Genomic DNA, 13,702 nt, shown 5'->3' with positions numbered 1-13,702 from the left:
ACGTGCGGTCGGGCGTCAGCTGACGCCCAGCCAGCCCTCGATCGGGTGAAGGGCGAAGAACACGATGAATATCGCGGTCAGGCACCACATGAACGCACCGACCTCGCGCGCCTTGCCCTGCGCCACCTTGATGACGGTGTAGGCGATGACGCCGGCCGCGACGCCCGGGGTGATGCTGTAGGTGAACGGCATCAGGACGACGGTCAGGAAGACCGGGATCGCGACGGAGCTGTCGCCCCAGTTGACGTGCTTGGCGTTCATCATCATCATCGCGCCGATGACGACCAGGGCGGCGGAGCCGACCTCGCGGGGCACGATCTGGGTGATCGGGGTGAAGAAGAGGCAGGCCGCGAAGAACAGGCCGGTGATCACCGAGGAGAAGCCGGTACGGGCACCCTCGCCGACGCCGGTGGCGGACTCCACGAAGACGGTCTGGCCGGAGGCGCCGGAGACGCCGCCGATCGCGCCGCCCGCGCCGTCGATGAACAGCGCCTTGGACAGGCCCGGCATCCGGCCCTTGTCGTCGGCCAGGTTGGCCTCGGTGCCGACGCCGATGATGGTGGCCATGGCGTCGAAGAAGCCGGCGAGCACCAGGGTGAAGACGATCACGCCGACGGTGATGTAGCCGACGTCGCCCCAGCCGCCGAAGTCGACGTCGCCCATGAGCGAGAAGTCCGGGGTGGAGACCGCGCTGCCCTTGAGCTCCGGGGCGCCGTTCGCCCAGGCGCCGGGGCCCTTGGCCGGGATGTCGGCGACGGCGTTGACGATCAGGGAGATGATCGTGCCGCCGACGATGCCGATGAGGATCGCGCCGGGGATCTTGCGGGCCTGGAGCGCGAAGATGGCGAGCAGGGTGATCGCGAAGATCAGTACGGGCCAGCCGACGAGTTCACCGCCGGAGCCCATGGTGACGGGCGGGCCGAACTGCGGGCCCGCGCCGACGAAGCCGGCCTTGTTGAAGCCGATCAGCGCGATGAAGAGACCGATGCCGATGGTGATGCCGTGCTTGAGCGGCAGCGGGATGGCGTTCATGATCATCTCGCGGAGACCGGTGACCACCAGGAGGCAGATCACCAGACCGTAGACGACACACATGGCCATGGCCTGCGGCCACGTCATCTGGGGCACGACCTGGGTCGCGAGCACACCGGAGACGCTGAGTCCCGCCGCGAGGACCAGCGGCACCTTGCCGACGAAGCCCATCAGCAGGGTGGTCACGGCCGCCGCGAAGGCGGTCGCCGTGATGACGGCGGAGGAGGCGAGGACGTTCTTCTCGACGTCCGGGCCTCCGAGGAGGATCGGGTTGAGCAGGAGAATGTACGCCATCGCCATGAAGGTGGTGACGCCGCCGCGGATCTCCGTCGCGACGGTGGATCCTCTCTCCGAGATGTGAAAGTACCGGTCGAGCCAAGAGCGCCCGGCGGGGGTGCGCGAGCCGGAGCCCGCGTCCTCAGCGGTGGTCTTGGGCTCCACAGACGACTGGGTCATGGGGCCTACTCCCAAGGTTCAAAGGGGCACCCGCATCAGACTTCGAAGCTCTGACGTGAAGCTGCGGGATTTGGGATATTTCGTTGGCTGCACGACCCGGGGGACGGCCCGAGACGAACGGGGAACTGCCGTGAAGCGGGTACTGCGGTGGTGCGGGTACTCCGTCGAGGGAGTGCTCCGGGCGGTGCGGGCTGGGAAGTGTGACGTTCCTGGGAGGCACGCACCGCCCGGAGAGTCCTACAGGGTGCCGGTGAGCGCCTCGGGGCGGACCGGCGTCTTGTTGAGCTCCAGGCCCGTCGCCGCCCGGATCGCCGCGAGGACGGCCGGGGTGGACGACAGGGTCGGGGCCTCGCCGATGCCCCGGACGCCGTACGGCGCGTTGGGGTCGGCCAGCTCGAGGTAGTCGACCGGGATGGTCGGCGTGTCGAGGATGGTCGGGATCAGGTAGTCCGTGAAGGAGGGGTTCCGCACCTTCGCGGTCTTCGGGTCGACGATGATCTCCTCCATCACCGCGACGCCCAGGCCCTGGGTGGTGCCACCCTGGATCTGGCCGATCACGGAGAGCGGGTTGAGCGCCTTGCCGACGTCCTGGGCGCAGGCCAGTTCGATGACCTTGACCAGGCCGAGCTCGGTGTCGACCTCCACCACCGCGCGGTGCGCGGCGAAGGCGTACTGGACGTGTCCGTCGCCCTGGCCGGTGACGAGGTCGAAGGCCTGGGTGGGACGGTGCCTCCACTCCTCCTCGACCTCCACGGCCTGGTCCTCCAGGACGTCCGCGATGCTGGCGAGGGCCTCGCCGTTGTCGGTGACGACCTTGCCGCCCTCCAGGAGGAGTTCGGCGTTGGCCCACGCGGGGTGGTACGAGCCGAACTTGCGGCGGCCGATCTCCAGGACCTTCTCGCGGACGATCGAGCAGGAGTTCTTGATGGCACCGCCGGTCATGTACGTCTGGCGGCCCGCGGAGGTCGAACCGGCCGAGCCCACCTGCGTGTCGGCGGGGTGGATGGTGACCTGCTGGACACCGAGCTCGGTACGGGCGATCTGGGCGTGGATCGTGACGCCGCCCTGGCCGACCTCGGCCATGGCGGTGTGGACCAGCGCGACCGGCTCGCCGTTGATGACCTCAAGGCGGATCTTGGCGGTCGAGTAGTCGTCGAAGCCCTCGGAGAAGCCGACGTTCTTGATGCCGACCGCGTAGCCGACGCCCCGTACGACACCCTCGCCGTGCGAGGTGTTGGACAGGCCGCCCGGCAGCGCGCGGACGTCCGCGCCCTCGCCGGCGGTCTCCCACTGGCGCTCCGGCGGCATCGGGCGGGCCTTGACCATGCGGAGCAGCTCGGCGACCGGCGCCGGCGAGTCCACGACCTGGCCGGTCGGCATGATCGTGCCCTGCTCCATGGCGTTGAGCTGGCGCAGCTCGACCGGGTCCATGCCCAGCTTGGCCGCGAGCTTGTCCATCTGGGCCTCGTAGGCGAAGCAGGCCTGGACCGCGCCGAAGCCGCGCATGGCGCCGCAGGGCGGGTTGTTGGTGTAGAGGCCGATCGCCTCGATCTCGACGTCGTCGATGACGTACGGGCCGACCGAGAGGGAGGAGGCGTTGCCGACGACCGACGCCGTGGACGACGCGTAGGCGCCGCCGTCGAGCACGATCTTGCACTTCATGTGCGTGAGCTTGCCGTCCTTGGTGGCGCCGTGCTCGTACCAGAGCTTCGCCGGGTGCCGGTGGACGTGCCCGAAGAAGGACTCGTACCGGTTGTAGACCATCTTGACCGGCTTGTTGGTGCGCAGGGCGAGCAGCGAGGCGAGGATCTGCATCGAGATGTCCTCGCGGCCGCCGAAGGCGCCGCCGACGCCGGCCATCGTCATGCGGACCTTCTCCTCGGGCAGGCCGAGGCAGGGGGCGATCTGCTTGAGGTCCGAGTGCAGCCACTGGGTGGCGACGTACAGGTCGACGCCGCCGTCCTCGGCCGGTACGGCGAGGCCGGACTCCGGGCCGAGGAAGGCCTGGTCCTGCATGCCGAAGGTGTACTCGCCGGTGACGATGACGTCGGCGCGCTTGGCGGCCTCGGCCGCGTTGCCGCGGATGATCGGCTGGCGGTGCACGATGTTCGGGTGCGGGACGTGACCGGAGTGGTGGTCGTCGCGGCCCTCGTGGACCAGGATCGCGTCCGGAGCGGTGGCGGAGGCCTCGTCCGTGATGACCGGGAGCTCCCGGTACTCGATGACGACCTTGGCGGCGGCGCGGCGGGCGGTCTCCGGGTGGTCGGCGGCCACGAGGACGACCGGCTCACCGTGGTGACGGACCTTGCCGTAGGCCAGGACGGGGGTGTCCTGGAACTCCATGCCGTAGTTCTTCGCGGCCGGCAGGTCCTCGTGGGTCATGACGGCGTAGACGCCGTCCATCGCGAGGGCCTCGGAGGTGTCGATGGACACGATCTCGGCGTGCGCGACGGTGGACCTGAGGACCTGCCCCCACAGCATGTCCTCGTGCCACATGTCCGAGGAGTAGGCGAACTCGCCGGTGACCTTGAGGGTGCCGTCGGGGCGGAGGGTGGACTCGCCGATGCCGCCCTTGACGTGGTTCTGGGTGACGTCGCGGGGGATGCCCGTGGTGGTGCCAGCCATGATCAGACCGCCTCTCCCTGACGGGCGGCCGCCAGGCGGACCGCGTCGAGGATCTTCTCGTAACCGGTGCAGCGGCAGAGGTTGCCGGAGAGCGCCTCGCGGATGTCCGCGTCCGTCGGGGACGGGTTGCGCTCCAGCATCTCGTCGGCCGCGACCAGCAGACCGGGGGTGCAGAAGCCGCACTGGACGGCGCCGGCGTCGATGAACGCCTGCTGGATCGGGGAGAGTTCGACACCCTCGCCGGTCTGGGAGTCCTGACCGGGCTTGGCCTCCCACCGCTTGGCCTCGTCGAGCGAGGTGCCGCAGGCGCCGGACGCGCAACCGGCGTGCGCCTCGCGCTCCTTGGCGAAGTCGGCGAGCCCCTCGACCGTGACGACCTCGCGGCCCTCGACCTGGCCGGCGGCGACGAGACAGGAGCAGACGGGGACCCCGTCGAGGCGGACGGTGCAGGAACCGCACTCGCCCTGCTCGCAGGCGTTCTTGGAGCCGGGCAGACCCAGGCGCTCACGCAGAACGTAGAGGAGGGACTCGCCCTCCCAGACGTCGTCGGCTTCCTGCGGACGACCGTTGACCGTGAAATTGACGCGCATGGTTATGCAGCTCCCTCAAGCGTGCGGCCGGTGCCGCGGTACTGCTCCCAGGTCCAGCCGAGCTGGCGGCGGGCCATGATTCCGACGGCGTGGCGGCGGTACTTGGCGGTGCCTCGGACGTCGTCGATCGGGTTGGCGGCGCCCGAGCAGAGGTCGGCGAACTGCTTCGCGATCGACGGGGTGATGATCTTGCCGTTGTCCCAGAAGCCGCCCTCCTCCAGAGCCGCGTTGAGGAAGTTCTCGGCTTCCTTGGCGCGGATCGGGGTCGGCGCGGCGGAGCCGATGCCGGTGCGGACGGTACGGGTCTCGGGGTGCAGGGCCAGGCCGAAGGCGCAGACGGCGATGACCATCGCGTTGCGCGTGCCGACCTTGGAGTACTGCTGGGGGCCGTCCGCCTTCTTGATGTGGACGGTCTTGATGAGCTCGTCGGGCTGGAGCGCGTTGCGCTTCACGCCGGTGTAGAACTCGTCGATCGGGATGAACCGGCTGCCGCGGGCCTGCGACTCGACCTCGACCTCGGCGCCGGCGGCGAGCAGGGCCGGGTGGGCGTCACCGGCGGGCGATGCGGTGCCGAGGTTGCCCCCGACGCCGCCGCGGTTGCGGATCTGCGGGGAGGCGACCGTGTGGGAGGCGAGAGCCAGACCCGGCAGCTCGGTCCGCAGGTTCTCCATGATCCGGGTGTACGGAACGGAAGCGCCGAGCCGGACGTTCTCCTCGCCGACCTCCCAATCGCGCAGCAGCTCGATACGGTTCAGGTCCAGGAGGTACTCGGGACGCCGGTGGTCGAAGTTGATCTCGACCATGACGTCGGTGCCGCCTGCGATCGGCACGGCCGTGGGGTGCTCGGCCTTGGCGGCGAGCGCCTCCTCCCAGCTGGCGGGGCGAAGGAAGTCCATGGTGGCTCTCTTCTAGTGGTGATCGGGGGTCCAACGGTGGGGCCTGTGGGACGGCCGGCCCTCGACATCGTGTTCATGTGCTGTTCACGCGGTGTGTGGCCTAGTACACAAGCCACGATCGCCCGGGTGCAGTCACCGAAAACATGAAGGAGTTGGCTGGTGCCCTTCGTCGTCTTGTAGATTCGAACGAAAGGCGGGGAACAGAAACCTCGCTGTTTTCCCCTGGAAACGGTGGCACCACGCCACCGTCGACAACGCGACACCTACTGACCCAACGAAGGAACGGCGGCGAACACGATGCGGCTGCGCGCACTGCTGGAGAACGACGCGCTGGGGCTGCGGCTGCTCGGCGGAGAGGACGAGCTGGACCGCACCGTCCGTGGCGTGATGACGACGGACCTCAAGGATCCCAGCCGGTACCTGTCGGGCGGCGAGCTGGTCCTCACCGGCCTCGCGTGGCGTGCGGACCCGTCCGACGCCGAGCCCTTCGTCCGGATCCTGGCCTCGGCCGGGGTCGCGGCCCTGGCGGCCGGCGAGGCCGAGCTCGGCGACATCCCGGACGATCTCGTGGAGGCGTGTTCTCGCCACCGGCTGCCGCTCTTCGCGGTCAACGAATCCGTTGCTTTCGCGACGATCACCGAGCATGTTGTTCGACAGGTCTCCGGCGAGCGGGCCGGCGACCTGGCGGCCGTCGTGGACCGGCACCGGCGGCTGATGACCTCGGGACCGGCGGGCGGCGGCCCCGAGGTGGTCCTGGACCTCCTCGGCTCCGACCTGGACCTGCGGGCCTGGGTCCTGTCCCCCACCGGCCGCCAGATCGCGGGCGCCGGAGAGCCCCTGGAGGCCGGTCTCGCGGCCACCCTGGCCGGTGAGCACCTGGCCGCCACCCGGACGGGCCGGCGCGGCCCGCACCGGCTGAACGCCGCCGGTGCCACGTACTCGCTGTTCCCGATCCGCAACACCGGCCGCGGCGCCGCCCCGGCCTCCCGGGACGTGCGCGAGACGGTCCTGTCGGACTGGCTGCTGGCCGTCGAGGCGGACGCCGGGGACTGGCCGGCCGCCCGGCTCGACCTGCTCCAGGGCGTCACCCAGCTGATCGCGGTCGAGCGGGACCGGCGCGACGCGGCCCGCACGGTACGCCGCCGGCTGGCCCAGGAGGTCCTCGAGCTGGTGCAGACGGGCGCCGCGCCCGCCGAGATCGCGGCCCGCCTGCGGGTCGCCGCCCCGGTGCTGCTGCCCGGGCTCGGCGCGGCCCCGCACTGGCAGGTGGTCGTGGCCCGCGTGGAGTGGGACCAGGAGGCCGGCCAGGGCACCGCCGTGGACAGCGGGCCGGTCGCCCAGGCGCTCCTGGAGGAGATCCTGGTGGACCCGTCGACCGTGGGCGCCGAGTCGGCCGACCGGATCGCCGTCGCGCACAGCGGCGACGAGGCCATCGCGCTGGTCCCGCTGGCCGCGGGCCCGCTCCCGGACAGCGAGGACGAGGGCCCGGCGCCCTCCCTCGGCCTGCACGCGGACGCCCTGCTGGCCGCCGTGCGGGCGCCGCTCTCGGCCGGTCTCGCGGACGACGGGCGCCTCACGCTTGGCGTCAGCGCGGCCGTGCACTCGGCGGAGGGCCTGCGCGGGGCCCTGGAGGAGGCCCGGCACGCCCGCCGGGTCGCCGCGGCCCGTCCGGGCCGGGTCTGCGCCGCCGGGCACCACGAGCTGGCCTCGCACGTGCTGCTGCTGCCGTTCGTGCCGGACGACGTCCGCCGCGCGTTCACGGCCCGGCTGCTCGACCCGCTGCGGGACTACGACCGGCGCCACCGGGCGGAGCTCATCCCGACCCTGGAGGCCTTCCTGGACTGCGACGGCTCCTGGACGCGCTGTGCGACCCGGCTGCACCTGCACGTGAACACCCTGCGCTACCGGGTGGGCCGGATCGAGCAGCTCACGGGCCGCGATCTGTCCCGTCTGGAGGACAAGCTCGACTTCTTCCTGGCGCTGCGGATGAGCTGATCCACTCCACGTGGATTCACCCTTTCGGTGGAGTCCGAAGGAGTGATGTCCGGGCTGGTGAGGGCCCGTCGGCCGGGTGCGCCGACGGGCCCTTTCGGCGCTTGATCCCGGGCCCGGCGGCGATCTGACGGCCTGTCGGCCCCGCCCTCGACCGTCGCGGCCGCCCCGCCTGGACTCTTGTGAATTCTTTCACCTGACCCCTTGGCCAGGTGCTGTCCGTGTGCTGAGATGCGGGTCTACTCAACAGCTCGATGGCGCGCTCGGGGAGGGCAATGTGGCGGATACCGCCATGTCTGGTTCCGAATCAAGGGGTGGCGAAGAACCGTCCCTCGCCTACGGCAAGGAGACACCCGTGGAGACCGCCATATGGCGGCTCCGCTCCCGTGGCTGCTGGACGGACGCCGCCGCGCTGCTCGCGCCGCACGCGACCGAACCCGCCGCCGCACTCCAGCGGGCCGCGCTGCTCATCGAGCGCTGCCTCTACACCGAACAGGGCTGGGCCGACGCCGAGGAGGCACTCCGGGCCGCCGAGGCGGTCGCCCGCACCGACGAGGAACGCGGTGCGGCCGCCTGCGAACGCGGCTATCTCGCCTACGCCTCCACGCTGTTGGGGGTACGCGACCGGGCCGACGAGGCGCGGATGGCACTGGGCCGGGCGGCGGCGCTGCTCGCCCCCGACGCCGAGGGCCGGCCGCTGCTCGACTTCCGGCGCGGGCTCGTCGCGCAGAACCTCGGCGACTCCCCCGAGGCGGCCCGCGCCGCCTACCGCAGGGCGCACGCCGGAGCGGCCGCCCGCGGGGACTCGCTGCTGCTCTCCTTCACCTGGCGCCATCTCGCCGGACTCGCCTTACGAGACGGGGAGTTGGCGGAGGCTCGGCACGGTTTCGCGGAGTCGCTGCGGATCCGCGAGGAGCTGGGTTATCTGGTCGGCACCGCACCGGCGCTCACCGCGCTCGCCGACACCGAGACGGAACCGGAGGCGGGCCGGCTCCGGGCCGAGGCCAGGCGCCTCTTCCATCTCCTCGACGGGGTCCCGACCTGGCTCTCGGCCCAGCTGACACCCCGGGCCGCTACCTGAAGTCCGGTACGACACGAGCCCGGTGAATGATCCAGGGGGGGCAGCGCGCCGCACGGGCGCGGGGCCTCCCCCTAACTCGTGAAAGGCCCAAGGGACTTGGGGACCAGGCAGATCAGGCTCTCGTCGGTTCCGACGACCAGGGAGGCCGCTCCCGTGACGGCGACCGCGCGAACCGGGGGTCCGGGGCGGAAGGAGAGCGTCGGGCCGCCTTCCGGGCGGTGGAGCTCGACGAGGCCGTCGGCCCAGGCGGCGGCGACCAGCGGGCCGTGCGGGGTCTCCGTCGCGTGCAGGGAGACGACAGGGGACGAGCGCTCGGCGAGGGGTTCGGGGCGCGGGTCGCGGCCCGGGGTCCAGAGCCGTACGGTCCCGTCGGCGCCGCCGGAACAGACGAACGGGGTCTCGGAGTCGACCGCCGAGACCGCCGTGACCCGGCCGCTGTGCGAGGCCGCCTGGTGCAGTCCGGTCAGACCGAAGGCGTGCACGGAACCCAGCCGGTCCCCCACCACCACGGAGCCCGCGATCGCCGCCAGGGCGGTGCCCGGGTGCCGGGCCAGGGTCGCCGAGACGGCCTCGGTGAGGCGTTCCAGATAGGGGGCCCGGGGCGCGGCGCCCCGCACGGTGTGCAGCCTGCCCCGGTCGTCGAGGAGCAGCACCGTGCCGTCGGGCGCGGGCGCGAGCGCGGTGACGCGCCCCGGGACGGTGTGCGCCAGGCGCCCGGCCGGGCTCGCGTCCGCCTCGTGGAGCAGCCGTACGGCTCCGGTGCGGTCGCCGACCAGGAGCGTCCCCTCCAGCGGTCCGCCGGCCGCGCCGAGGACGGTGACCGGCCCCGGCCAGGGCGGGGTCAGGTCGCCCCGGTGCCGGGCCCAGCGCAGCCGCCAGGGGCTGCCGCCGGCGAGTTCCGCGAGGGCGGGGCGCAGCCGGGGGTCGGCTCCGTCGCCGAGCGCGGCGAGAAGCACCAACGCCCGCTCCGCCGGGGCCTGTTCGCGGCAGAGCGACTGCCCGGCCCGCATCCAGGCGGCGCGCAGCCCGCCGTGGTCGTCGGCCGTGCCCTCGCCTGGCCGGGCGGGGGCCTCGGGCCCGTCGAGGGTGCCGGGCACTCCGGCCGGCGCGGCGCCGGTGACGTACGCCGTGGTGACGAGCAGCGGGTCGGCCGCGCAGACCGCCACCGGGTCGGCGAGATCGGGCAGCGGCCGTGCGGCGGGCGGCGCGGGCACGCTCTCGCCGGGTGCGGGGTCTCCGTCGAGGTCCACCAGCGTGACCCGGCGCTCGGCGCGGAGCGCGGCCGGGGCGGGGCTGCCGGTCCTGGCCTCGACCACCAGGCGGATCCGGCCCACCCCGGCGAGCTCGCCGATGAGCCGGGTGAGCTCGGCGGGCTCGGCCGCCGCGTGCAGATCGGTCAGCAGCAGTACGGCCCGCCCCGAGGGCCGCGCGTCACTGGTGGCGAGCGCGTGCACGAGGTCGCCGGTCGACTTCGCCACCACGCCGAGCCGGTCGGCGATCGTCCAGGCCGCGCCGAGTGCGCTCTGCCCGGCCAGCGGCACGAGCACCCGCCCGGTGCGCCGGCGGTGCCGGCCGGCCCGTGGGCCGTAGGCGGCGAACCAGCCGAGCAGCGCGGTCTTCCCGGTGCCCGCCTCTCCCGTCACCACGCACAGCCGTGGCGCCTCGGGGTCGGTCAGCCAGCCGAGCAGCGCCGCGGCCTCGGTTTCCGTACCGGTGACGGGTCGGCGTCCGTCCCATGCCGAGGACGGGGTCACGGACGACGTCATGGAGCACCTCACGGGCAAGGCGGTGCGGGCGGCTGACGCCTTCGACTCTAGTCGCCCGCGGGGTCTGGAGTGCCTGGTCGGGCGAGCCCGGCCGGATCGGGGGCGGCGTCAGCGGTCGGAGCCGGTGAAGTGTTCCCGTACGAGGGACTGGACGACCGTCAGGTCCTGGGCGATCAGGGCGTCGAGGAGGGCGGTGTGCTCGGCGGCGTCGGCGACGAGGTCGCCGTGGCGGAGGGCGGGGGCGCTGATCAGGGGCCACTGGGAGCGGCGGTGGAGGTCGTCGGCGACGGCGAGGAGCTGGCCGTTGCCGGCGAGGGAGAGGACGGCCCGGTGGAAGGCCCGGTCGGTCTCGGCGTAGTGGGCGCGGTCGCCGCGGGCGGCGGCGGTCGCGGTGGCCTCGGCGAGCGGCCGGAGCTCGGCCCAGCGGGCGGCCGGGACGGTGCGGGCGAGCCGCAGCATCACGGGCACCTCGATGAGCGCCCGGACCTCGGCGAGCTCGGCGAGTTCGCGCGGGGTGCGCTCGACGACCCGGAACCCGCGGTTCGGCACCACCTCGACGGCGCCTTCGACGGCGAGCCGCTGCATGGCCTCGCGCACCGGGGTCGCCGAGACGCCGAAGCGCTCGCCGAGGGCGGGCGCCGAGTACACCTCGCCCGGTACGAGCTCGCCGCCGACGAGCGCGGTCCGCAGGGCGTCGAGGATCTGCCCGCGCACCGAGTGCCGGCGCACCTCCCTGGGCCCGGGCGCCGCCGGCTCCCCGTGGGTGTGCTCGCCGCGCGCGTGCGGAACGTCACCCGCCGGTGCGGTCCCGGAGGCGTACGAGGGATCGGAGGCGTACGAGGGGTCGGAGGCGTATCGCCCGTCGGGGCCGCCGTCGGGCGTGCGGCCGCAGGCCGGCCCGCCGGTACGGCCCTGCTCGGGGACGCGGGCGGGGTCGCCGAAGGGCGGGGACGGCCGGTCCGTCGCCCGCTCGCGCGCCGCGCTCTGCTCCACTCGGGTCCTCCTGGGGCCTCGTGCCGGGCCCGGCTCGCGTGGGCCGGGTCCTCTGTGCACCATAGGCGAACGGACCGACATCACGGGCGCGCGGGCTGCCCCGCAGGTGGGGCGGCCGCCGGTGGTGAGAGGTGATCCCGAATCGGGTAAGGTAAGGCTAACCTGCCTTCCTTCGCGATTCGGTGGTCCGTATGACCGTCCCCGCTTTGCTCCCCGCTGCCCCCGCCTCGCCCGTCGCCGCGTCCTACGCACGGCTCTCCGAGGCCTTCTCCGGCCTGCGGATAGAGGAACCGGCCCGGGGCGAGCGGCTGCCGCACGGCGCGGGCTGGGTGCGCGCGGACGAACTGGGCGCCGGAGGCCCGGCCCTCGACGCCTTCCTCGCCTGGGACAACGCCCAGGTGCTGCGCGACTACGGCACCCAGGGCCGCCCCGACGTCGTCGCCGGCTTCGGACTCCACCGCTACGCCTGGCCCGCCTGCCTCCTCGTCACCGTCCCCTGGTTCCTGCACCGCCGGGTGCCCCGGCTGCCCGCCCGGAACGTCGCCTTCCATCGGGCGCTCGGCCGGATGTCGGTGCGGGTCGAGGAGTTCGCCTGCCTGCCGGGCGACCCGGCGGCCACCCTGCCCGGCGCCCGGGTCGTCGCCGACGAGGAGGCCCTGCGGGCCGAGGTCCGCGCCTCGCTCGCGGAGCACTTCGAGGAGGTGCTCGGCGGTTTCGGGCCCCGCATGAAGCGCGGCCGCCGGGCCCTGTGGGGCATGGTCACGGACGAGATCATCGAGGGCCTCTGGTCCATCGCCGCCCCGCTCGGCGAGGAGGAGCGCGCGAGGGCCGAGCTCGAACTCCTCATGCCGGGCACCGCCAAGCCGTACAAGCCCTACGCCGGCGCCGCCGGCTTCCGCGCGCTCGCCGGGTCCGAGGACGCCGACGGCACCCCGCGCGCCACCCGCGACCGGGCGACCTGCTGCTTCTTCTACACGCTGCGCCCCGACGACACCTGCCTCACCTGTCCGCGCACCTGCGACGCCGAGCGGGTCCGCCGGCTGACCACGGCCGCCTGAGGCGTGCGGGTGATTACGCCACCCGCACGGGTGGCGTAAATCGAACTCAATTCCCGTTCCCTGCATGTGCGTTCGACCAGATCGCACCTATTCGTATGCCGTCGGCCCCCGATGGCGTGCTCTTGCCCCGAAACGCCTTGAGCGCCGCACGGGGTCGGCCAGTATGGGCCGCCAAACGCCCTACTGCGATGCAAGGGACACCGCATGAGACTGACCGACATATCGCTGGACTGGCTGCTCCCGGGTGGCGTGATGGTGGCCGGAGTCCTGACGGCGGTGGCGGTGCTCGCGCGCGGGAAGCGCGCCGGTGACCAGGCCGCGGCCGAGGACTCCTGGGAACGCAGCGAGGAGCGCCGCAGACGCAAGGAGGCGGTCTACGGCACCGCGTCCTACGTCCTCCTCTTCTGCTGTGCCGCGGTCGCCGCGGCCCTCTCCTTCCACGGACTCGTCGGCTTCGGCCGGCAGAACCTCAACCTCGCCGGGGGCTGGGAGTACCTCGTCCCGTTCGGCCTCGACGGCGCGGCGATGTTCTGCTCGGTCCTCGCGGTCCGCGAGGCCAGCCACGGCGACGCGGCCCTCGGCTCGCGCCTCCTCGTCTGGCTGTTCGCGGGCGCGGCGGCCTGGTTCAACTGGGTCCACGCGCCGCGCGGTCTGGGCCACGACGGCGCCCCGCAGTTCTTCGCGGGGATGTCGCTCTCGGCGGCGGTCCTCTTCGACCGGGCCCTGAAGCAGACCCGCCGGGCGGCGCTGCGCGAGCAGGGTCTGGTGCCCCGCCCGCTGCCGCAGATCCGGATCGTCCGCTGGCTGCGCGCCCCCCGGGAGACCTTCGCGGCCTGGTCGCTCATGCTCCTCGAAGGCGTACGGACGCTGGACGAGGCGGTCGACGAGGTGCGCGAGGACCGGCGGGAGAAGGAGCAGAGCCGGATCCGGCGGCGCGACCAGGTCAAGCTCGACCGCGCGCGGCTGAAGGCGATCAACCGTCAGCACCGGGCCTTCGGGCTCGGCCGGGGCGGCGGCCGTCAGGTCGAGATGGCCGCGCTCAACGCCTCGGCCGGTTCCGGTTCGGGACCGGGTGCGGGCTCCGGTGCGGGGGGGGGGGGGGGGGGGGGGTGGGCCCCCCCCCCCCCCCCCCACACCGTGGGGGGGGAGGGCTTCTGAGACGACTCCCCCCCCCCAGAACAAGAAGAAAAAAGCGCTGGGAGGAAAAGAAGTC

The 13,702-nt window shown here is 73.0% G+C and carries 9 protein-coding genes and 1 pseudogene; 4 read left to right on the top strand and 6 right to left on the bottom strand.

Translation table 11 applies throughout. From position 1 onward, the window contains the following. Nucleotides 1-15 precede the first annotated feature (15 nt). The 4 genes from ACZ7G1_RS35865 to ACZ7G1_RS35850 all read right to left on the bottom strand — a co-directional run bounded on the left by ACZ7G1_RS35865 (nt 16) and on the right by ACZ7G1_RS35850 (nt 5,599). Nucleotides 16-1,488 (bottom strand): NCS2 family permease, encoded by a 1,473-nt coding sequence (locus ACZ7G1_RS35865; RefSeq protein ID WP_470882373.1) that lies wholly within the window; start codon nt 1,486-1,488, stop codon nt 16-18. Between the two features lie 237 nt (nt 1,489-1,725). Then, nucleotides 1,726-4,113: a xanthine dehydrogenase family protein molybdopterin-binding subunit gene (locus ACZ7G1_RS35860; protein ID WP_470882375.1), complete on the bottom strand. Its 2,388-nt coding sequence runs from the start codon at nt 4,111-4,113 to the stop codon at nt 1,726-1,728. Nucleotides 4,114-4,115: 2 nt separating this feature from the next. Further along, entirely contained in the window at nt 4,116-4,703 is a 588-nt protein-coding gene (locus ACZ7G1_RS35855) for a (2Fe-2S)-binding protein (RefSeq protein WP_470882377.1), read from the bottom strand. Between the two features lie 2 nt (nt 4,704-4,705). Beyond that, nucleotides 4,706-5,599 carry an FAD binding domain-containing protein gene (locus ACZ7G1_RS35850; protein WP_470882379.1) on the bottom strand — a complete coding sequence of 298 codons (894 nt, stop codon included), beginning with the start codon at nt 5,597-5,599 and terminating at the stop codon, nt 4,706-4,708. 297 nt (nt 5,600-5,896) lie between these two features. Between ACZ7G1_RS35850 and ACZ7G1_RS35845 the strand changes: the two genes are divergently transcribed. Further along, on the top strand, nt 5,897-7,594 hold the full coding sequence (locus tag ACZ7G1_RS35845; RefSeq protein ID WP_470882381.1) for a PucR family transcriptional regulator: 1,698 nt from the start codon (nt 5,897-5,899) through the stop codon (nt 7,592-7,594). A 289-nt stretch (nt 7,595-7,883) separates the two neighbouring features. Further along, nucleotides 7,884-8,672: a hypothetical protein gene (locus tag ACZ7G1_RS35840; RefSeq protein ID WP_470882383.1), complete on the top strand. Its 789-nt coding sequence runs from the start codon at nt 7,884-7,886 to the stop codon at nt 8,670-8,672. Nucleotides 8,673-8,743: 71 nt separating this feature from the next. Here ACZ7G1_RS35840 and ACZ7G1_RS35835 read toward each other — a convergent pair whose 3' ends face one another. Both ACZ7G1_RS35835 and ACZ7G1_RS35830 read right to left on the bottom strand, forming a co-directional pair. Further along, entirely contained in the window at nt 8,744-10,438 is a 1,695-nt protein-coding gene (locus ACZ7G1_RS35835; protein ID WP_470882385.1) for a hypothetical protein, read from the bottom strand. Nucleotides 10,439-10,546: 108 nt separating this feature from the next. Then, a complete protein-coding gene (locus tag ACZ7G1_RS35830) occupies nt 10,547-11,431 on the bottom strand; it encodes a GntR family transcriptional regulator (protein ID WP_470882387.1) in 885 nt (294 codons plus the stop codon). Between the two features lie 191 nt (nt 11,432-11,622). On the opposite strand from ACZ7G1_RS35830, the gene ACZ7G1_RS35825 reads away from it, so the two are divergent. Both ACZ7G1_RS35825 and ACZ7G1_RS35820 read left to right on the top strand, forming a co-directional pair. After that, complete coding sequence (locus ACZ7G1_RS35825; protein WP_470882388.1) at nt 11,623-12,489, top strand: (2Fe-2S)-binding protein; 867 nt, start codon at nt 11,623-11,625, stop codon at nt 12,487-12,489. A 204-nt stretch (nt 12,490-12,693) separates the two neighbouring features. Beyond that, a pseudogene (locus tag ACZ7G1_RS35820) lies at nt 12,694-13,557 on the top strand (DUF2637 domain-containing protein); the annotation flags it as partial. Nucleotides 13,558-13,702 lie beyond the last annotated feature (145 nt).

This window comes from Streptomyces sp. NPDC037273 (assembly GCF_055603625.1).
Note: the sequence above shows the minus strand (reverse complement) of the source record. Positions and strands in the feature narration are given on the sequence as shown.

Coding starts and splice junctions, on each gene's coding strand:
- ACZ7G1_RS35850 (WP_470882379.1), bottom strand. CDS start 5,599: ATGGACTTCCTTCGCCCCGCCAGCTGGGAGGAGGCGCTCGCCGCCAAG.
- ACZ7G1_RS35845 (WP_470882381.1), top strand. CDS start 5,897: ATGCGGCTGCGCGCACTGCTGGAGAACGACGCGCTGGGGCTGCGGCTG.
- ACZ7G1_RS35860 (WP_470882375.1), bottom strand. CDS start 4,113: ATGGCTGGCACCACCACGGGCATCCCCCGCGACGTCACCCAGAACCAC.
- ACZ7G1_RS35865 (WP_470882373.1), bottom strand. CDS start 1,488: ATGACCCAGTCGTCTGTGGAGCCCAAGACCACCGCTGAGGACGCGGGC.
- ACZ7G1_RS35840 (WP_470882383.1), top strand. CDS start 7,884: ATGTCTGGTTCCGAATCAAGGGGTGGCGAAGAACCGTCCCTCGCCTAC.
- ACZ7G1_RS35825 (WP_470882388.1), top strand. CDS start 11,623: ATGACCGTCCCCGCTTTGCTCCCCGCTGCCCCCGCCTCGCCCGTCGCC.
- ACZ7G1_RS35855 (WP_470882377.1), bottom strand. CDS start 4,703: ATGCGCGTCAATTTCACGGTCAACGGTCGTCCGCAGGAAGCCGACGAC.
- ACZ7G1_RS35835 (WP_470882385.1), bottom strand. CDS start 10,438: ATGACGTCGTCCGTGACCCCGTCCTCGGCATGGGACGGACGCCGACCC.